At 71.0% G+C, this 18,711-nt stretch carries 21 protein-coding genes; 15 read left to right on the forward strand and 6 right to left on the reverse strand.

What is annotated here, in order from left to right; genetic code table 11:
• Positions 1-260 precede the first annotated feature (260 nt).
• On the reverse strand, positions 261-1,022 hold the full coding sequence (locus tag ACIQM0_RS34020; RefSeq protein ID WP_401294271.1) for a SigE family RNA polymerase sigma factor: 762 nt from the start codon (positions 1,020-1,022) through the stop codon (positions 261-263).
• A 192-nt stretch (positions 1,023-1,214) separates the two neighbouring features.
• On the opposite strand from ACIQM0_RS34020, the gene afsQ1 reads away from it, so the two are divergent.
• From afsQ1 to ACIQM0_RS34045, 5 genes are all read left to right on the forward strand, one after another.
• Positions 1,215-1,892 carry a two-component system response regulator AfsQ1 gene (afsQ1, locus tag ACIQM0_RS34025; RefSeq protein WP_026171255.1) on the forward strand — a complete coding sequence of 226 codons (678 nt, stop codon included), beginning with the start codon at positions 1,215-1,217 and terminating at the stop codon, positions 1,890-1,892.
• The gene (locus ACIQM0_RS34030; protein ID WP_401294273.1) at positions 1,889-3,427 is read left to right on the forward strand and encodes an ATP-binding protein; all 1,539 of its coding nucleotides are present in this window, start codon (positions 1,889-1,891) and stop codon (positions 3,425-3,427) included. Before afsQ1 ends, ACIQM0_RS34030 begins: the two co-directional genes overlap by 4 nt.
• Positions 3,427-4,041 (forward strand): hypothetical protein, encoded by a 615-nt coding sequence (locus ACIQM0_RS34035; protein ID WP_401294275.1) that lies wholly within the window; start codon positions 3,427-3,429, stop codon positions 4,039-4,041. Before ACIQM0_RS34030 ends, ACIQM0_RS34035 begins: the two co-directional genes overlap by 1 nt.
• An 87-nt stretch (positions 4,042-4,128) precedes the next feature.
• Positions 4,129-4,677 carry a VanZ family protein gene (locus ACIQM0_RS34040; protein WP_401294277.1) on the forward strand — a complete coding sequence of 183 codons (549 nt, stop codon included), beginning with the start codon at positions 4,129-4,131 and terminating at the stop codon, positions 4,675-4,677.
• Between the two features lie 94 nt (positions 4,678-4,771).
• Complete coding sequence (locus ACIQM0_RS34045; protein WP_363022329.1) at positions 4,772-4,978, forward strand: PspC domain-containing protein; 207 nt, start codon at positions 4,772-4,774, stop codon at positions 4,976-4,978.
• 84 nt (positions 4,979-5,062) lie between these two features.
• Here ACIQM0_RS34045 and ACIQM0_RS34050 read toward each other — a convergent pair whose 3' ends face one another.
• Positions 5,063-5,422 (reverse strand): hypothetical protein, encoded by a 360-nt coding sequence (locus ACIQM0_RS34050; protein WP_401294279.1) that lies wholly within the window; start codon positions 5,420-5,422, stop codon positions 5,063-5,065.
• Between the two features lie 134 nt (positions 5,423-5,556).
• Positions 5,557-6,711, reverse strand: coding sequence for an adenosine deaminase (locus ACIQM0_RS34055; RefSeq protein ID WP_363022326.1), 1,155 nt, complete (start codon positions 6,709-6,711; stop codon positions 5,557-5,559).
• Positions 6,712-6,824: 113 nt separating this feature from the next.
• On the opposite strand from ACIQM0_RS34055, the gene ACIQM0_RS34060 reads away from it, so the two are divergent.
• The 3 genes from ACIQM0_RS34060 (at position 6,825) to ACIQM0_RS34070 (ending at position 9,930) form a co-directional block, all read left to right on the forward strand.
• Complete coding sequence (locus ACIQM0_RS34060; RefSeq protein ID WP_401294281.1) at positions 6,825-7,586, forward strand: alpha/beta hydrolase; 762 nt, start codon at positions 6,825-6,827, stop codon at positions 7,584-7,586.
• A 37-nt stretch (positions 7,587-7,623) separates the two neighbouring features.
• On the forward strand, positions 7,624-8,091 hold the full coding sequence (locus ACIQM0_RS34065) for an NUDIX hydrolase (RefSeq protein WP_401294283.1): 468 nt from the start codon (positions 7,624-7,626) through the stop codon (positions 8,089-8,091).
• A 201-nt stretch (positions 8,092-8,292) separates the two neighbouring features.
• Positions 8,293-9,930: a hypothetical protein gene (locus ACIQM0_RS34070; RefSeq protein ID WP_401294285.1), complete on the forward strand. Its 1,638-nt coding sequence runs from the start codon at positions 8,293-8,295 to the stop codon at positions 9,928-9,930.
• Positions 9,931-10,118: 188 nt separating this feature from the next.
• On the opposite strand, the gene ACIQM0_RS34075 is transcribed toward ACIQM0_RS34070, so the two are convergent.
• Complete coding sequence (locus ACIQM0_RS34075; protein WP_401294287.1) at positions 10,119-10,991, reverse strand: SDR family NAD(P)-dependent oxidoreductase; 873 nt, start codon at positions 10,989-10,991, stop codon at positions 10,119-10,121.
• A gap of 55 nt (positions 10,992-11,046) precedes the next feature.
• Here ACIQM0_RS34075 and ACIQM0_RS34080 point away from each other — a divergent pair, with 55 nt between their 5' ends.
• The 3 genes from ACIQM0_RS34080 to ACIQM0_RS34090 all read left to right on the forward strand — a co-directional run bounded on the left by ACIQM0_RS34080 (position 11,047) and on the right by ACIQM0_RS34090 (position 13,236).
• Positions 11,047-11,694 carry a TetR/AcrR family transcriptional regulator gene (locus ACIQM0_RS34080; protein WP_401294289.1) on the forward strand — a complete coding sequence of 216 codons (648 nt, stop codon included), beginning with the start codon at positions 11,047-11,049 and terminating at the stop codon, positions 11,692-11,694.
• Between the two features lie 505 nt (positions 11,695-12,199).
• Positions 12,200-13,048 (forward strand): helix-turn-helix domain-containing protein, encoded by an 849-nt coding sequence (locus ACIQM0_RS34085; protein WP_401294291.1) that lies wholly within the window; start codon positions 12,200-12,202, stop codon positions 13,046-13,048.
• Positions 13,045-13,236, forward strand: a complete 192-nt coding sequence (locus tag ACIQM0_RS34090) for a DUF397 domain-containing protein (RefSeq protein WP_401294293.1) — start codon at positions 13,045-13,047, stop codon at positions 13,234-13,236. Before ACIQM0_RS34085 ends, ACIQM0_RS34090 begins: the two co-directional genes overlap by 4 nt.
• A 16-nt stretch (positions 13,237-13,252) precedes the next feature.
• Here the strand turns inward: ACIQM0_RS34090 and ACIQM0_RS34095 are convergent, their stop codons facing one another.
• Entirely contained in the window at positions 13,253-14,206 is a 954-nt protein-coding gene (locus tag ACIQM0_RS34095; protein WP_401294295.1) for a LysR family transcriptional regulator, read from the reverse strand.
• A gap of 63 nt (positions 14,207-14,269) precedes the next feature.
• On the opposite strand from ACIQM0_RS34095, the gene ACIQM0_RS34100 reads away from it, so the two are divergent.
• The 4 genes from ACIQM0_RS34100 to ACIQM0_RS34115 all read left to right on the forward strand — a co-directional run bounded on the left by ACIQM0_RS34100 (position 14,270) and on the right by ACIQM0_RS34115 (position 17,888).
• Positions 14,270-15,589, forward strand: coding sequence for an MFS transporter (locus ACIQM0_RS34100; protein WP_401294297.1), 1,320 nt, complete (start codon positions 14,270-14,272; stop codon positions 15,587-15,589).
• Between the two features lie 139 nt (positions 15,590-15,728).
• Positions 15,729-16,445 (forward strand): L,D-transpeptidase family protein, encoded by a 717-nt coding sequence (locus ACIQM0_RS34105; RefSeq protein WP_363022308.1) that lies wholly within the window; start codon positions 15,729-15,731, stop codon positions 16,443-16,445.
• A 100-nt stretch (positions 16,446-16,545) separates the two neighbouring features.
• Positions 16,546-17,538 (forward strand): sigma-70 family RNA polymerase sigma factor, encoded by a 993-nt coding sequence (locus ACIQM0_RS34110; protein ID WP_401294299.1) that lies wholly within the window; start codon positions 16,546-16,548, stop codon positions 17,536-17,538.
• The gene (locus ACIQM0_RS34115) at positions 17,535-17,888 is read left to right on the forward strand and encodes a hypothetical protein (RefSeq protein WP_401294301.1); all 354 of its coding nucleotides are present in this window, start codon (positions 17,535-17,537) and stop codon (positions 17,886-17,888) included. Before ACIQM0_RS34110 ends, ACIQM0_RS34115 begins: the two co-directional genes overlap by 4 nt.
• A gap of 76 nt (positions 17,889-17,964) precedes the next feature.
• On the opposite strand, the gene ACIQM0_RS34120 is transcribed toward ACIQM0_RS34115, so the two are convergent.
• Entirely contained in the window at positions 17,965-18,327 is a 363-nt protein-coding gene (locus tag ACIQM0_RS34120) for an STAS domain-containing protein (RefSeq protein WP_401294303.1), read from the reverse strand.
• Positions 18,328-18,711 lie beyond the last annotated feature (384 nt).

Raw genomic sequence — 18,711 nt, forward strand, 5'->3', positions numbered from 1 at the left:
GGGGGGGGCGGCGGGGGGGGGGCCGGGGCGGGCCCCCCCCGGGGGGCCCCCCCGGGGGGGGGGGGGGGCGGGTCGCGGCGGGGGGGGGGGGGGGGGGGCCCCCCCCCCCGGCCCCCCCCCCCCCCCCGCCCCGACGGGGCCGGACGGGACCCCCCGGCCCGTCCGACCCCGTCGGCGTTCTCCCCCGTGCGCCGCCGCCTCCCCCGAAGCAGCGGCCCCGTTTCCCCCGTTCCCCGTTTCCCCCGTTTTCCCCCGTCGCCTCAGGCCACCAGCTCGCCGAAGGACTCCTCCTCGTCACGTCCGAAGCTGAGGACCTCGTCCTCACGCAGCCGGCGGAGCGACCGCCAGATGCTGGACTTCACCGTGCCGACACTGATGTCGAGGATGGACGCGATCTCCGGGTCCGTACGGCCCTCGTAGTACCGCAGGACCAGCATCGTGCGCTGGAGCTCCGGCAGCCGCGCCAGCGCCTGCCAGAGCACGGCACGCAGCTCGGTCCCGCGCATCGCGTCCGTGTCGCCCGCCGTCTCCGGCAGCTCCTCGGTCGGGTACTCGTTCAGCTTGCGCCTGCGCCAGGCGCTGATGTGCAGATTGGTCATGGTGCGGCGCAGATAGCCGCCGACCGCCGCCTTGTCACTGATCCGGTCCCACGCCCGGTACGTCGAGAAGAGGGCGCTCTGCAGCAGATCCTCGGCCTCGAACCGGTCGCCGGTCAGGTGGTAGGCGGTGGCGTACAGGGAGGCACGGCGTTCCCTGACGTAGGCCGTGAACACCGCTTCGGCGTCCTCGTCCTTCGCCGGGGCCCGCCGGTCCCCCGTGGCCTCCCCGTACGTGCTTCCCCCGTTGCTCCCGCCCGTCGCGGCGGGTGCGTCGACCACCGTCATGTACGACGGGTGCTGACGCCCGACGCCACGAACGCACCCCCGTCCGTTCAATGCGGCGCCGGACTTCTCGGTGGTCCTCCCGACGTCGTGGAGACGCGTGACAACTGCGCTTGCGGTGATGCTGTGAGTTGCGTTCATCTCGCGCCCCCCGTCGGTGGAGTCCGTCCGTTCCTTGTGTCAACGAGCTTGCCGGGGCAGTTTCATGGCCCTGTCCCCCGACTGTCACAGACCTGTCACAGGGCCCGGCGCGGGTGCGATCCGGGGGTGCCGGACGCATAAGGGGGGACCAACTGTCGAACTAGGGCTCCACCATGGGTCAGAATGACCAGCGTGCCTTTCCTGTTGCTGATCGAGGACGACGACGCCATCCGCACGGCCCTCGAACTCTCGCTGTCACGCCAGGGCCACCGTGTGGCCACCGCGGCGACGGGAGAGGACGGCCTCAACCTGCTGCGAGAACAGCGGCCCGACCTGGTCGTACTGGATGTGATGCTGCCCGGGATCGACGGATTCGAGGTGTGCCGGCGCATCCGGCGCACCGACCAGCTGCCGATCATTCTGCTCACCGCGCGCAGCGACGACATCGACGTCGTGGTCGGACTGGAGTCCGGCGCCGACGACTACGTGGTGAAACCCGTACAGGGCCGGGTGCTCGACGCCCGGATCCGTGCGGTGCTGCGCCGGGGCGAGCGCGAGTCCACGGACTCCGCGACGTTCGGGAACGTGGTGATCGACCGGTCCGCGATGACCGTCACCAAGAACGGGGAGGATCTGCAGCTCACGCCGACCGAGCTGCGCCTCCTGCTCGAACTGAGCCGCCGCCCCGGCCAGGCCCTGTCCCGGCAGCAGTTGCTGCGGCTGGTCTGGGAACACGACTATCTCGGTGACTCCCGGCTGGTGGACGCCTGCGTCCAGCGGCTGCGCGCGAAGGTGGAGGACGTACCGTCCTCGCCGACCCTGATCCGTACCGTGCGGGGCGTGGGATACCGGCTGGACTCGCCGCAGTGAGCACGGCTGTGCGGCGGGGCCTGCTCGCCGGGCTCCGCTGGACCAGCCTGCGGTTGCGGCTCGTCGTCGTGTTCGCGCTGGTGGCGCTGACCGCCGCGGTGTCCGCGTCCGGGATCGCGTACTGGCTGAACCGCGAGGCGGTGCTGACCCGTACCCAGGACTCGGCGCTCGGGGACTTCCGCCAGGAGATGCAGAACCGGGCGGCCTCGCTGCCGCTCCGGCCCACCAAGGACGATCTGGACCACGCCGCCGCGCAGATGGCGAGCAGCAGCCCCGGTTACAGCGTGCTGCTGATCGACGAGCGCGATCCGGGCAAGCCGATCGTCGGCAACTCCGACGTGGACACCTTCACCCGGGACAACGTCCCGCAGTCGCTGCAGGAGCAGGTCGCCAGGAAGCAGCCGGTCAAGGCGGGCAACAAGTACGGCTACCACCTGTTCTGGCAGCGGACCTCGATCCGCGGCACGCCGTATCTCGTCGGCGGTACGAAGATCATCGGTGGTGGCCCGACCGGCTACATGCTCAAGTCCCTCGACCAGGAACGGCAGGACCTGAACTCCCTCGCCTGGTCACTGGGGATCGCCACCGCGCTGGCCCTGGTCGGCTCCGCGCTGCTCGCCCAGGCCGCCGCGACGACCGTACTGCGTCCGGTGCAGCGCCTCGGCGACGCCGCCCGCAAGCTCGGCGAGGGCAAGCTCGACACCCGCCTCGTGGTGTCCGGGACCGATGAACTGGCCGATCTCTCGCGGACGTTCAACAGAACGGCGAGCTCCCTGGAGAAGAAGGTCGCGGACATGACCGCGCGGGAGGAGTCCAGCCGCCGCTTCGTCGCCGACATGTCGCACGAGCTGCGCACCCCGCTCACCGCGATCACCGCGGTCGCGGAGGTGCTGGAGGACGAGGCCGACAACCTCGACCCGATGATCGCGCCGGCCGTGCACCTGGTGGTCAGTGAGACCCGACGGCTCAACGACCTGGTGGAGAACCTGATGGAGGTCACCCGCTTCGACGCGGGCACGGCCCGTCTGGTCCTGGACACCGTCGACGTCGCGGACCAGGTGACGGCCTGCATAGACGTCCGCGCCTGGCTGGACGCGGTGGATCTGGACGCCGAGCGCGGCATGATGGTCCGCCTCGATCCGCGCCGGCTCGACGTGATCCTGGCGAACCTGATCGGCAACGCGCTCAAGCACGGCGGTTCGCCGGTCCGGGTCACGGTACGGACCGAGGGCGACGAGCTGGTCATCGAGGTCCGCGACCACGGTCCCGGTATCCCCGAGGACGTACTGCCCCATGTCTTCGACCGCTTCTACAAGGCCAGTGCCTCCCGGCCGCGGTCCGAGGGCAGCGGTCTGGGACTGTCGATCGCCATGGAGAACGCGCACATCCACGGCGGTGACATCACCGCCGCGAACTCTCCGGACGGCGACGGGGCGGTGTTCGTCCTGCGCCTGCCCCGCGACGCGGAGGCGCTGAGCGGCACCGCCGAGGATCCCGACGCGGAGATCCCGGACGAGGAGGACGACGCGACGTGATGCGCAGCGAACGCCGGGGCCGACGCCCCGCCGCGGCGGTGGCCGGAGCCGTGCTCTGCGCGGTGCTGGCCGCGGGCTGCGGGATCAGGACGACATCGGTGCCGGTCGACGCGGGGCCCGCGCCGTCCCGGGTGCCGTGCGCGATGCCCACGCCGGACGCGTCCGCCGAGCCCCGGAAGAGCGTCTCGGCGGAGATCTACCTCGTCTGCAACTCGCAGCTGGTCACGGTCGACCGCACGGTCCGGGTCCAGGAGGCGAAGTCCGACCGGATCACCGTCGCCGTCGCCCTCCTGGACGAGCTGCGCGGGGAGCCCCCGGCCTCCGAGCGGCAGGCGGGCTTCTCCACGGACGTCCCGTCGGCGCTGCGGGTCGGCGGGCCGCGTGCGGGCGACCCGAAGGGCGCGCTGCGGCTCAGCGAGCAGCCGGAGGACCTGACACCCGAGGCACTGGCCCAGATCGTCTGTACGTACACGGAGAGCGAGCCGCTCGTCCACGACGGCACGGTGATGCTCGGCGGCCCGGGGGCGTACGCGCCGCGCGGCTACCTGTGCACCGCGGAGACGAAGGCCAGCCCGAAGGCCGTACCGACCCTGGGCGCGGTCCGGCTGCCCTGAGCGCGCCGCCTTGACCTGCCGCACGGTGAGCCATGTCTCCCCCGCGGGAGCGGAACCGATCCTGCCGCTGCCCGCGTCTTGGGGAACGTGCGTCAAGGTTCGGGCGGCCAAGCCGTCATCCGCTTCCGCGCGGCCGGAGTGTCCCTCCTCCTCGTGCATCTGCTGCTCGTCGGGTGGCTGACTCTTCGCCCGCTGGACGTGCCGTGGATGACCGCCGCCAACCTCCAGCCGTTCGCCGGGATCAAGGCGGACCTGGCCATGGGCCCGGTCGCCGCCGTCCGCCGGATCGGCGGTGGCCTGCTGCTGCTGGCGCCACTGGGCGTACTGCTGCCGATGGCCGGGGGCCGGCTCTTCGTCTCGCCGTGGTCCTCGCTCGCCCGTACCGTCGCGGCCGGGGCACTGATCTCGCTGGCCATCGAACTGGGCCAGACCGGGGTGCCCGGCCAGGTCGTCGACGTCGACTCGCTGATCCTCAACACCCTCGGTGTGGCGCTCGCCCACGCGGTGTTCGTACCGGCGTGCCGGGCGCGGATGCGCCGTGGCAAGCAACGGCGCATCCGGGTCCTGCCCCCGGCCGGCCATGACGTCCCCCAAGGGGCGACCCCGACGATTCCCAGGGTCGGCATCGCCCCGTAGACCGATGCGTCGCACCCGCTCGGCGCGTCACCATGGATGTATCGGGAGCACAACGGATTCGCTCCCCCGTCAACGGTTCGCGAAGGAGCACACCATGGCCGCACTTGCCCGCCCCCGTGAGGGACGCATGATCGGCGGAGTGTGCGCAGCGCTGGCACGGCGCTTCGGCACCTCCGCAGGGACGATGCGCGTCATCTTCCTCGTCTCGTGCCTGCTGCCGGGCCCGCAGTTCCTGCTCTACCTCGCGCTGTGGGTGCTGTTCCCCGAGGAGCGGCCGTCGTCCGCCGCCGACGCCTGGTAGCCCCGGGGCGGTATTGCCGTGCACATGTCTGTGGGCGGGCACCCCGGTCGGGGTGTCCGCCCACAGGCGTGTGACGTACGGGTGTCAGCGGCCGAGCGGCAGGCCGTTGGCCGACACGCCGCCGGTGTTCAGGCCGCCCGTGGGCAGCCCGCCGAGGAGGCCCTTGCCGGGGGTGCCGAGAAGTCCCTTGCCGGGGGTGCCGAGGAGACCCTTGGCGGGGGCGGTGACGTCCTTGACGACCTTCGTCTGGCTGGTGCCGAGGAGGTCCGTGGCGGCGTCCTTGACCGGCAGGGTCGAGGTGGTGTTCGCCAGCGCGCCGGCGACGGGCAGGACGCTCGCGGTGTCGAGCGGCAGGGCGGAGGCAGACGCGGTGCCGGCGGCGGCAGCGGCGAAGGCGGCACCGACAGCGGCGACGCCGAGAATCCTGACAGCAGACTGCTTCATGTGAATTTCATCCTTGGGGAAGGGGATGTGAGCGGCTCTGCAACGTAGCCAGTTCCCCGCCTTTCCCGCAAACATCCGGAAAACGCGAAAACGGCCGGGAATCGCCTCCCGGCCGTTTGTCGTGGTGGGTCCTATCAGCCGGCGACGGAGGTGGAAACGCTGGTCGCAGCGGTCTGCTCGAAGAGCCATTCGGACTTCAGCTCGGAGTATCCGGGCTTGATGACGTCGCTGATCATCGCCAGACGTTCATCGAAAGGAATGAATGCTGATTTCATCGCATTGACTGTGAACCACTGCATGTCGTCGAGCGTGTATCCGAATGTCTCGGTCAGCTTCTCGAATTCCTGGCTCATGCTCGTACCGCTCATCAGCCGGTTGTCCGTGTTCACGGTGGCCCGGAAGTGCAGCCTGCGCAGCAGCCCGATGGGGTGCTCGGCGTACGAGGCGGCGGCACCGGTCTGGAGGTTGGAGGTCGGGCAGAGCTCCAGCGGGATGCGCTTGTCCCGTACGTAGGAGGCGAGGCGGCCCAGCTTCACACTGCCGTCCTCGGCGACCTCGATGTCGTCGATGATGCGGACGCCGTGGCCGAGCCGGTCGGCGCCGCACCACTGGATGGCCTGCCAGATCGACGGCAGCCCGAAGGCCTCGCCCGCGTGGATGGTGAAGTGGTTGTTCTCGCGCTTGAGGTACTCGAACGCGTCGAGGTGCCGGGTGGGCGGGAAGCCCGCCTCCGCGCCGGCGATGTCGAAGCCGACGACGCCCTGCTCCCGGTAGCGGTTGGCGAGTTCGGCGATCTCCAGCGAGCGGGCGGCGTGCCGCATCGCGGTGAGCAGGGCGCCCACCCGGATCCGGTTGCCGTCCCGGCGGGCCCGCAGCTCGCCCTCGCGGAAGCCCTCGTTGACCGCCTCGACGACCTCTTCGAGGGAGAGCCCGGCTTCCAGGTGCTGCTCGGGGGCGTACCGGATCTCGGCGTACACGACACCGTCCGCGGCCAGGTCCTCGGCGCACTCGGCGGCGACCCGGACCAGCGCCTCACGGGTCTGCATGACGGCGCAGGTGTGCGCGAACGTCTCCAGGTACCGCTCCAGCGAACCGGAGTCGGCGGCTTCCCGGAACCAGACCCCGAGCTTGTCGGGCTCGCTCTCCGGGAGTCCCTCGTATCCACTCGCCGCGGCGAGGTCGACGATCGTCCCGGGGCGCAGTCCGCCGTCGAGGTGGTCGTGGAGAAGGACCTTGGGCGCACGCCGGATCTGATCCTGGCCGGGCACATTGAGGGTCGGGCTCATCATCCACGCACTCTAGCGCCTACGCGCGTAGAGCGCTGCTGGGCACCGCTCGTCGATGCGTAACAGTGACCGCGAATACGGGTGGTGTACACCTGTCTTTCTGAGACTGTTACGTCATGGCACAGCGCGCACTACCCCTGCCTGCTGCGAGGCTGGGACGGGCCGTCACAACGGCCGGAGCACCGACCGCGGTCAGCGGTGTGGTTCTGCTGCTCCCGGACGGCGAGCCCCACTCGCACCGCCGCCCCTCCCCCCTCTCGTACGCCCTCCAGATCCCGCTGGCCCGCACCCTGGCCCGCGCGGGCCGGAACGACGGGCTCACCGCACACGTCGTCCGCTACCGCCGCCGCGGCTGGAACGCGACGGACGCGGGGCTCGCGGCGGACGCCGAATGGGCGGTGGACGAGGTGGTACGCCGCTACGGCGACGTCCCCGTCTGCCTGGCCGGCCACGGCATGGGCGGCCGCGCGGCCCTCCGTGCGGGCGGCCACCCGGCGGTCGGCGCGGTCCTCGCCCTGGCCCCCTGGCTGCCCCCGGACCCGGACGCAGAGCCGGAGCCGGTGAAACACCTGGTCGGCCGTCAGGTCCTGCTGGTGCACGGCACCAACGACGCCCGCGCCGACCCCGAACTCTCCTTCCGCCTCGCGGAGCGCGCCAAGAAGTCCAACCGCGACACCTGCCGCTTCGAGGTCCACTCGGACGGCCACGCCCTGCGCCAGCACCACAGCGAAGTGGCCGCCCTGGCAGCGGACTTCATCCTCGGCTCGCTCTTCGCCCACGCCTACGCCCGCCCGCTCGCCGACGCCCTGGCGGCCCCGCCGCCGCTGGGTCTGCGGATGCCGCTGGCGGCGGGGTTCGGGAAGTCGCTGGGACACTGAGGGTGAGTGGGACAGGATCGGACAGGAGGTACGGGGGATGAGTTTCCGGCTGGCGGCGTACGCCGTGTGCGTCGAGGACGGGCGGGTGCTGCTGGCCCGTCACGTATCGGCGGACGGTACGAGCAACTGGACCCTTCCGGGCGGCGGGGTCGAGCAGGGGGAGGATCCGTTCGACGCGGTGATCCGGGAGGTCGCGGAGGAGACCGGCTGCGACGCCGTCGTCGAACGCCTGCTGGGCGTGGACTCCCGGGTGATCCCCGCGGCCGAGGCGCGGACGGGGATCACGCACCAGAACGTCGGCGTCTTCTACCGGGTCCGCATCACCGGCGGCCGGCTGCGGCCCGAGCCGAACGGCGAGATCGTCGAGTCCGTCTGGACCCCGGTCCCCGAGGTCGCCTCCCTGCGCCGGTCATCGCTCATCGATGTCGGCCTCGAACTGGAACGAACCGCTCCGGCGACCGGCCACGTCGCGCCCGTACCGGTCGGCGGCCTGGTCCAGCACTGAGGCGACCGCGGCTGTCCCGGCAGCGGGGCCGGGCCCGCCGGGAAACGGGCAGCCGCCCTGCCCGTATGTACGCACCCGCGATTTGGGCCCTCGCATGGGCCTTTGGGCACTGTCCGTGGGCCCCCGTGTCGTCGTTACGGTTCGAGCCCCGGTGGGTGTCCGCCCCCGGTAGGTCGGGGGCGAACCACGACGAGGTGACACGTGAAGCACAGCGAGCGGATACGCCTGGGCGTACGCACGAGCACGGGGCAGACCGCGATCGAGTACCTGGCCCTGCTGGGGGTCGTCGTCGCCGTGGTCGGCGCGATCGTCGCCACCACCATCGGCGGCGACATCACCAGCTCCGCACACGTGCAGATCTGCCGCATCGCGGCAACGACGGGCGGCGGCGGCGAATGTGCCGATGACAACGCTGTCACCGACGGAGGCGACGACACCGACGGCGACGACCCCACCGAACCCGTCGAACCCGTCAGCGCCCCCGACGAAGAGACCGGCGACTCCGGCGGCGTACCGGGCGGCAAGCCCGACGACGAGTCCGACGACAAGCCCGCCAAGACCGACGGCAAGGGGAACGCGCTCCCCAGCGTGTGCTTCGAGCCGCGCGAGCGGTCGTCGAACTCGTCGGTCTCGGTCCCCGGCAACGGCCCCGTCAGCACGGCGGCCGCCTGGGGGTACTCGTACCTGGTCAACTTCATCATCGACAAGGTCAACAACGAGAAGAACAAGGAGAAGCGGGTCAAGCAGGCGCTCGACGACCTCTCCTACTGCCTCCCCGACTACAACATCGTCATCGCACAGCCGCATGAGGGAAACCTCCAGCAGATGGACGGCGCGGCGATGATCTCGACCGTGGAGATCAGCGGCACGACGTACCGCGTCTACGCTTTCAAGACCGGCACGTTCACCTGGGCCGACGACGCCGACCTCGGCTGGAAGAACCGCGCGTTCAAGGGCTACTACGACATCAGTGACGACAAGCGCACGGTCACGTTCGACGAGCCGCCCCGCCCCAAGCGGAAGAAGGACTGGAAGCCCGGCGACGAGGGCTGCCAGATCGAGGGCCAGGAACCGCCCGACCGGAACCGGTACTACAACACGTACTCCCCGCTGGACAACGAGGGTTCGACACAGGCGGTCCGGATGCTCGTGAACGACATGCGGCGCTGCTACCCCGACTACAACGTGGTCGCGATGCACTCGGAGCAGTCGTCGCACTGGGTCGAGAAGCCGGACTCGTTCATCAACGAGAGCCGCTACCGGCTGAACTCCCCCGAGTACCACGACGAGGAGACCGGCGACGACATCGCCTCGGGCCGCGCCGTGTTCGACGTGTACGTCTTCGACAAGGGCAAGTTCAGCAACGACGGCGACGGTGGCTACACCAACTGGGCGTACTACGGCGACGCCACCCGCGACGGCTCGGAGGCCACGTTCAAGCAGCCGGAACCCGCCGACCTGGACGCCGATTCCACGTCCACCGGCACGGAGTCGGTCAACTTCAACGACGGCGCACCGAAGTACACGGAGGGGACGTACCCCGGCACCGACTTCTCCGGCAAGAAGCCGGGCGACGACGCCGAGCTGAACCAGTCACTGATCGACGAGTACAGCCGCGCCTTTCCCGACACGAACATCATCGCGGTGAAGAACTTCAACGACCTCTCGTTCTCCGGAGTGTCCGGCCTCGAACACATCGCGGTGGTGGACGGGGTCGACATCTTCTCCATCAAGAACGGCACCATCACCAACAACGGTGACGGCGGCTGGAAGAACTGGGGCTTCGCCGGCACGTACGACCGCGAGGAGGACTCGTCGGAGGTGACCTTCAAGCGGTAGGGGCGACTGTCACGGCTGGCCCGACCGCCGGGGTGTGGCGCCCCGGCGGTCGGTGCGCCGGCGGACTCCCGGCGTTGCGCGGGGGTGGGGAAAGCAGCTATCGCGCATGCCTGGAGCGGGAATTCGGCGGCTGTGAGCTCATCGGTGGCCGGACCACGACAGGGGGCGAAGCCGGGCGTGAGTCCTCGTCAGGCGACGGCTCCCTTCGGGTAGTGGCGGCGCAGGTTGGCGGCGAGGATACGGTCGAGCGTGCGGTCGGACAGGATCCGGACCATGCGGGTGATCAGGGTGGCGTCCCGGCCGACGGTGTAGCGGGTGCGCGGCTTGCGGGTGGTCACGGCCTTCGCGAGGACCCGGGCGGCGGCGTCGGCGGTCAGACCCGACGCGGTGCCCGTGACCATCAGTTCGTTGTTCGCCCGGACCAGGCTGCCGTAGCGCTCGGCCTGCGCCGGCGTCATCCGGACTGCCAGGTCGTTCGCCGCCCGGACCCCGCGGGCGGCCATCTCCGTGCGGACGCCGCCGGGCTGGACCACGACCACCTGTACGCCCAGCGGCGCGACCTCACGGCGGAGCGAGTCGCTGACCGCCTCCAGGGCGAACTTCGTTCCGGCGTACGCGCCGTACGTGGCCATGGCGACCGTGCCGCCGACCGAGCTGACGTTGATCACGCGGCCCTTGCTGCGCAGCAGTGCGGGCAGGAGCGCCTGGGTGACGGCGATGTGGCCGAACAGGTTGACTTCGAACACCCGCCGCCACTCTGCGAGTGGCAGGGCTTCGACCGCGGCGTTCACCTGGATACCGGCGTTGTTCACGAGCGCGTGCAGCGCGCGCGAGTCGTCGGCGACTCGGGCGGCGAGTGCCTCCACGTGCTCCGGCTCGGTGATGTCGAGGATGACCGGCTCGATGCCGGCCGATCGGAGGGAGTCGGCGTCACGGACGCGTCGCACGCCGGCCAGGACGTGGAATCCCCGACGGGCCAGTTCGCGGGCGGCCGCCGCGCCCATGCCCGTGGAGGCGCCGGTTACGACGATCAGCTTCTGGGTTTCAGATGACGTTGTCACCTGAACTACGTTACCAATTCAGATGACGCCGTCAACTGAATGTACGATGGGCGTCATGGTCACCCGTGCGGAATCCGCCGCCCTCACCCGCCGCGCTCTGCTCGACGCGGCCGCCGAGCTCCTTGACCTCGGCGGCCCCGAAGCCGTCACCCTGCGCGAGATCGGCGCGCGGGCGGGCGTGACGCGCGGAGCGCCGTACCGGCACTTCATGGGCAAGGACAGCCTGCTGGATGCCGTCGCGGCCGAGAGCTGGGAACGGATCGGCGACCGGATGCACGCCCTGCGGACCGACCCGGCCCTGCCGGCCTCCGAGAAGCTGTGCGGCGCTCTCCGCGCCCTCATCGACGTCGGCCGGGACCAGCCGTACAGGTACCAGTTGTTGTTCAAGCGGCTCGGGCACGGTCCGGGAGAGCGCGGCGAAGGGCTCGACCGCGTCATGCGACAGCTCTGCGGACCGGAGGGCGACCCCGCCGCAGCCGTCCGCGCCTCAGCGCGCTTCCAGGACGAGTTCCTGGCCATCGTCGCCGCCCTCGTGGGGGAGCGGAACGCACGCCACTACGGTGCCCTGCTCCTGGCCGGCGCTCACGGCATCGCAGACATGGAACTCAGCGGCCACCTCGGCGAGGACACGTGGCGCACCACCGCCGACGAGCTCGTCGACACCCTCGTCCGCCTGATCGCGGACACCGGCGAAACGACATAGCAACGCCCGCGCCCCGGCCTCCGTCCGCGTCCGGGGCGGGCTGCCGCACCGCCCGTGGGGTCGGGCGGGTCTCGTGGGTGTCCGACACCTCGATCCGTACGACCCCGGCCTCCTCGTACGGGTACATGAGCCGAAGCTCGAAGTCGCGGCCCGGCACCCGCCCGTGCAGGACCGCGTTGGCCGCCAGCTCCGCGACCAGGAGCGCCACCGTGTCGGAGAGCCGGGTGCCGTACGGAATCCCCCAGGTGTCGAGCTTCCACACGGCCAGGCGTCGCGCCAGGGACGCACCACGGCGGGTGGCCGAGCACCTCTGGGCGAACACACGTACAGTCAGGGACGGTTGTGCCTGGAGAGCCGTCATGCGCTCAGCGTTCCGCCTCGGTCGCCCCCGCCAGTAGGAACAACACCCATACACGTTCACTTGTATGGGTTGGTTCCCTGGACGGGACGGGTAACCCTCCGTGATTCTGGCTGCGTTGATCCATGCGCGAAAGACGGGGCAGCGATGACGGCCAACCACGACAGCACCACACCCCCGGGCGAACCCGAGCTCTCCGACAGCCTGAAGACATTCGGGGCGGTCATGAAGGCCCTGCGCGAAGCGGCCCGCCTCACCCAGGAGGAGTTCGCACCCCGCGTGCGGTACTCGGCGGCCTACATCGCCAAGATCGAGCAGGGCCGGCGGTTCCCGCCCGAGGACCTTCCCGAGCGGGCTGCGGACGCCCTCGGGCCGGTCGCGGGCAAGGTCCTCGCCGCTGCGGCGCGGAGCCTTCGGCGCAGGGCCGGTCTGGCGTCGTGGTTCCTCCAGTGGGCGGGGATCGAGGAGGAGGCGATCACGCTGTACGCCTACGAGTGCCGGGGCATTCCGGGGCTGCTCCAGACCGAGGGGTACATCCGGGCCGTCTTCGACCGGAGGCTTCCCCCGCTCGCGGAGGAGCAGTTCGAGCAGCAGGTGGCTGCGCGCCTGATGCGACAGGAACTCCTGGCCGAACGCCCCAACACCTCGTTCTCGTTCATCATCGAGCAGGCCGTCCTTGAGCGTCAGTTAGGAGGTGTGGACGTCACTGCCGCGCTCATCGACAACCTGTTGGTTCAGGGTGGTCGGCGGAACGTAGAAATCCTCGTTATGCCGCTCAGGCAACCGGATCACTCCGGCGTCGACGGGCAGTTGTACCTGGCGGAGACTCCGCTCAACTCCTGGTTCGGCTACGTCGAGGGCCATGACAGCAGCACCCTGCTCACTGACCCGAGATTGGTCAGTGCCATGCTCCAGCGCTATGGCAAGATGCGCTCACAGGCGCTGAGCCACGAGGCCACTGCGGGCCTGCTGAAGCAGATGCGAGGAGCGCTATGAGCACCGAACTGGCCTGGTTCAAAAGCAGTTACAGCGGCAGTGGCGGCGACAACTGCATCGAGGTCGCCCTCCACACCAACGGCGTCCACGTCCGCGACTCCAAGGACACCGCCCGCCCCCCGTTCACCGTCTCCCCCACCGCCTGGGCCGACTTCACCACGTACGCGTCGTCCACCGCGCAGTCCTGACCGTCGCCGGCGCCGCTCACTCCGGCAGCAGGTGCCCCCGCCGTGACAGCAGGAACTTCTTGAACGCCGCCACCGGCGGGGTGTCCGGGTGCCCGTCCAGCCAGGCCACGCCGATCTCCCGAGCGGCGCGCGGTGCCGTCACCGTCAGCTCCACCACGCCGGGGCGGGCCACCGCCGGAGGCGGGAGCAGGGCCACGCCCAGGCCCGCCGCCACCAGGCCGCGCAGGGTTTCGGCCTCCTCGCCCTCGAAGGCGACGCGGGGGACGAAGCCCGCCTCCGCGCAGAGGTCGTCCGTGATGCGGCGCAGGCCGTAGCCGGGTTCCAGGGTCACGAAGGTCTCGTCGGCGGCCTCCGCCAGGCGGATGCGGCGGCGGGTGGCGAGGCGGTGGTCGTCGGGGACGACCAGGCGCAGTCGCTGTTCGTCCAGGCGCAGGGCGACCAGGTCCGGGGCGTCCGGGACGGGTGAGGTGAGGCAGAGGTCGAGGCCGCCCGCGCGGAGGCGTTCGATCATGGCCTCGCCGTAGTTCTGGACGAGCTGGAAGCGGACCCGGGGGTGGTCGGCGCGGAAGGCGCGGATCAGGGCGGGGACGGTCTCCGAGCCCATGGTGTGGAGGAAGCCGAAGGCGACCTTGCCCGCGGTGGGGTCGGCGTCCGCCCGTACCGAGTCGGCGGCCTTCTCCACCTCGGCGAGCGCCCGTTCCGCCGAGCCGAGGAAGGTGCGGCCCGCGGGGGTGAGGGAGACGGTGCGGCCCTTGCGGGCGAACAGGGCGACTCCCAGGTCCTGTTCCAGCCTGACCATCGCGCGCGAGAGCGTGGACTGCGGCACGCCCAGCTCGTGCGCGGCGCGGGTCACGTGTTCGTGCCGGGCCACCGCCTCGAAGTAGGCGAGCCGTGGTGCGAGGACGGCGCGGATGTCTTCTTCGTAACCACTCGGTGACAGCCGTGGCTGTGAGCTGTGCTGATGCGCCATGGGATTGATTATCGCCCGTTTGTGCATTGGACGCATGAAAGGGGTGCGGCCTACGTTCTCTGCATGCCTCCCGCCAGTACCGGGGCGTCCACCCTGACCGTGGCCGCCTCGACCCAGTCGTCCCCCGTAACCGCCACCACCGCTGCCGAGACCGCCACCGCGGACCGGCTCGAACCCGGTGGGCCCGGCTACCGCCGGATGAGTTTCGCGCTCTTCGCCGCCGGTGTCGCGACCTTCGCACTCCTCTACTCCACCCAGGCCCTGCTGCCCGCCGTCTCCGCCTCCTTCGGCGCCACGGCCGGACAGGCGAGCTGGACGGTCTCCGCCGCGACGGGTGCGCTGGCGCTCTTCGTGCTGCCGATGAGTGCGCTGTCCGAGCGGTTCGGGCGGCGGCAGATGATGACCGCCTCGCTGATGGTCGCGGTGGTCGTCGGGCTGTTCGTGCCGTTCGCGCCTTCGCTCGGCTGGCTGATCGCGCTGCGCGCCGTGCAGGGCGCCGCGCTCGCCGGGCTTCCCGCGTCCGCGATGGCGTATCTCGCGGAGGAGGTACGGCCCAAGGCGCTGGTCGCCGCGATCGGACTGTTCGTGGCCGGCAACAGCATCGGCGGGATGAGCGGCCGCATCCTCACCGGCTGGGTCGCCCAGCTGTGGGGCTGGCGGGCCGCGCTCGGCTCGGTCGGTGTGCTGGCCGTGGCCTGCGCCGTCGTCTTCCACCTCATGATCCCCAGGGCCCGGCACTTCACCCCCGGTTCGCTGAACCCGAAGGCGCTCGCCCGGACCGTCGGCGGGCACCTCGCCGATCCGCTGCTGCGCCGGCTGTACGCGATCGGCGCGCTGTTCATGACGGTGTTCGGCGCGGTGTACACGGTGATCGGATTCCGCCTCGTGGAGGCCCCGTTCAACCTCCCGCAGGGCATCGTCGGCTCGATCTTCCTGGTCTATCTCGTCGGTACGGTCTCCTCCGCGGCGGCGGGGCGGCTCGTCGCACGGATGGGGCGCCGGGGTGCGCTGTACCTCGCCGTCTCGACCACGGCCGCCGGTCTGCTGCTCTCGCTGGCCGACCAGCTGGCGGCCGTGCTGCTCGGCCTGGTCCTGATCACGGCGGGCTTCTTCGCCGGGCACGCGGTCGCCTCCTCCTCCGTCAGCCGTACGGCGACCAAGGGCCGGGCCCAGGCGTCGGCGCTGTACCAGTCGGCGTACTACCTCGGCTCCAGCGCGGGCGGCACGCTCGGCGCGGTCGCCTTCCACGCCGGCGGCTGGGCGGGCACGGTCGTGCTGGGACTGCTCGCGGTCCTCGGTGTCGTCTCGATCACCCTGTTCGGCACGCGGGCCGCGCGCATCGAGCGGCGTCGGCCGGCCGTCTTGGTGTCCGTACGGAACTGAGGCAGACCGGCCTTCAGGCCCTCCGTACAGAACCGAGACATACGGCGCACAACCATCCACTCCCCGACGCGCGTCTAGCAGGCGGAACCACCGCACCGCACGCGAAGGGGAGCTGGCGTACATGGGAGTCACGGGGAGCATGAAGAACATCCAGGGCATACGGGGAGTACGGCTGCGGCGCGTACTCGCGCTGTCCGTCGCGGGCCTGACCGCGATACCGGCGATCGTCCTCGGCAGCGGCACGGCCGCGCAGGCCGCGTCCTGCACGGCGTCCAAGGGTCCGAACCAGAAGCAGGTCGAGAAGTACCTGCACCTGAAGGTGGACGGCAAGCAGTCGGCCGCCGACTGCAAGGCGATCCGGTCGTTCCAGAGCACCTACGGGGTCACACCCACCCTCGGCTACGCCGGGCCCGTCACCTGGCGCACCATGCAGACGCTCACCGCCCAGAAGGCGGCCGGGAAGAACCCGAACAAGGCGAAGAAGTGTCCCACCGACAAGGGCCGCATCGCCTGCGTGGACCTGACCCGGCAGATCAGCTGGATCCAGGACGGCAGCAAGCTGAAGTTCGGCCCGGTGCCGGTGCGGACCGGGCGCGACGGGTACGAGACCCGTACCGGGGCGAAGAAGATCTACTGGCGCCACATCAACCACGTGTCGTCGATCTACCACGTGTCGATGCCGTACTCCCAGTTCTTCGACGGCGGGCAGGCGTTCCACTCGGTGGGCGTGAAGATGTGGAACCCGCCGGGGTCGCACGGCTGCGTCAACATGCGCACCGCAGACGCGAAGTCGTACTGGAAGCTGCTGAAGAACGGCGACGACGTGTACGTGTACGGGCGCAAGCTCGGAACGTGACCCCTTTCCGCTCTTCCGCCTCCCGTTGTCAGTGCCCTGCGGTAACTTCCGAAGTGCTGGAGTGAGCGGTGTCACCGTACGACAGGGGTGGAGCGTAGCGATGGGTGATCTGACGGCGACGGCGGGCGATGTCGACAGCCGCCTCGAAGGACACCGGGTCGAGCTGACGGGGTACTGCTACCGGATGCTCGGCTCGGCCTTCGAGGCGGAGGACGCGGTCCAGGACACGCTGGTGCGTGCCTGGCGCAACTTCGACAAGTTCGAGGGCCGTTCCTCGCTGCGGTCCTGGCTGTACCGGATCGCGACGAACGTCTGCCTCGACATGCTGAACGCGGGCAACAAGCGGGCCAGGCCCGTCGATCTGTCCGGCCCGACACCGCTCGCGCAGGCCGCGCTCAACCCGCTGCCGGAGAACACCTGGCTGGAGCCGACGCCGGACGGGCGCGTCCTGCCGTCCGTCGCGGACCCGGCAGAGGCGGCCGTGGCGCGCGAGTCGGTGCGGCTCGCGTTCGTCGCCGCGCTGCAGCATCTGGCGCCCAAGCAGCGGGCCGTGCTGATCCTGCGCGAGGTGCTCGCGTGGAAGGCGAGCGAGGTCGCCGAGCTGCTCGACACCTCGGTCGCGTCGGTCAACAGCGCCCTCCAGCGGGCGCGGGCGACGATCGGCGAACATCAGGACACGGCCGCCGACGCCGCAGATCCGCTCGACGAGGAGCAGGCGAAGCTCCTGGAGCGGTACGTGGCGGCGTTCGAGGGCTACGACATGAAGGCGCTGACCGCGCTGCTCCACGAGGACGCCATCATGACGATGCCGCCGTTCGACCTCTGGCTCCAGGGGCACGACGACATCGCGGGCTTCATGACCTCCATCGGTGCGTCCTGCGCGGGCTCCCGGCTCATCGCGACGGCGGCGAACGGCACCCCGGCGTTCGCGCACTACAAGCCGAATCCGGACGGGCCCGGGTTCGTGCCCTGGGCGTTGCAGGTCATCGACATCTCGGACGGCGCGATCACCGGGATGCACTGCTTCCTGGACACCCCGCGCTGGTTCCCGCTGTTCGGGCTGCCCGATCACCTGGAGGCGGACGCGGCGTGAGCCGACGGCCGGGCCGGGGCGCGGTGTACGGGCTGGTCGCGGCGTGGGCCGTGATCGCGGTCGGCGGCTGGGGGGTCAGCCAGTGGCTCGGTGAGCCGACGACGACGTCCGGTCCCGGCCGCGTCGTGCCACCGGCCTCCGACGCGGAGCCGGGACCGCAGCCGGAGTCCGGCTACGCGGATCTCTGCGACCGGGCCCGGTCGGGTGCCTCCACCAAGCGGTACGCACCGCCCTCCCCGTCACCGTTTCCGAGGGCCATGCCCTCGGAAACGGTGCGCGACGGGGCCCACGTGACCGCCGTCCCGTGCTCGAAGGTGGTCGTCAGGGACGGCTGGAGCGAAGCGGACTGAAGGGCCTGGGGCCCTCCGTCCGCACCAGGTGGTGACCGGTGCCGTGGCGGATCGGGCCGCCCAGCAGGCCGCCCGCTCACTCCGGGGCCCTGCCCGCCCCCTCCTGGTCCGCGAGGCCGACCACCTCGTCCAGCCCCACCAGGTCCAGCAGCAGCCGGAGTTCGGGAGGCGTTCCGCGCAGCCGGAGCCGTCTGCCGCCCGACCGGCGGACGACCAGCGACAGCCGGGCGACCGCCTCGACGGCGGCGAGGTCGGGGTGGACGAGCCCGCCCACGTCGCAGTCCACCACCGTCACCCGCGTGTCCGCGGTGGCCAGCAGCGCCTCCAGCTCGGCGCAGAGTCCGGGCACACCGGCCCGCGTGAGGCGTCCGGAGACGGTGAGAACGATCGGGGTCATGGCATCCACATCAGGAAGACCGGTCCGGCGGCCGAAACTCATCGCCGCGCCCCTCGCCGCTTCCCGTCGGCCCCTGCACTCCGCATGACCGGCGGCTCGGGGCGCCCGGGTGCTCCGAGCCGCCCATGAACCTCTCCGGCCACCCCCGCAACGGCCGCTCCCCCGCATCGACGGAGCAACCGACTGCCGTCTGACTTTCGATCGGCAGCCGATTAAGATGCGCCAACTCCAGTCATCTGTGTGCCTGCTGTGAACCGATCCGGTCAGATCTCCCCTCTCTACGGGTGAAACGGCCGGGGGGGGGGGGGCGCCCCCCCCCGCCCCCCCCCCCGCCCCCCCCCGGGGGGGGGGGGGGGGGGGGGGGGGGGGGGGGGGGGCGCCCCCCCCCCGGGGGGGGGGGCGGGGGGGGCGCGGGGCCCCCCCCCG

It is taken from the genome of Streptomyces sp. NPDC091387 (genome assembly GCF_044756945.1).
Classification (GTDB): domain Bacteria; phylum Actinomycetota; class Actinomycetes; order Streptomycetales; family Streptomycetaceae; genus Streptomyces.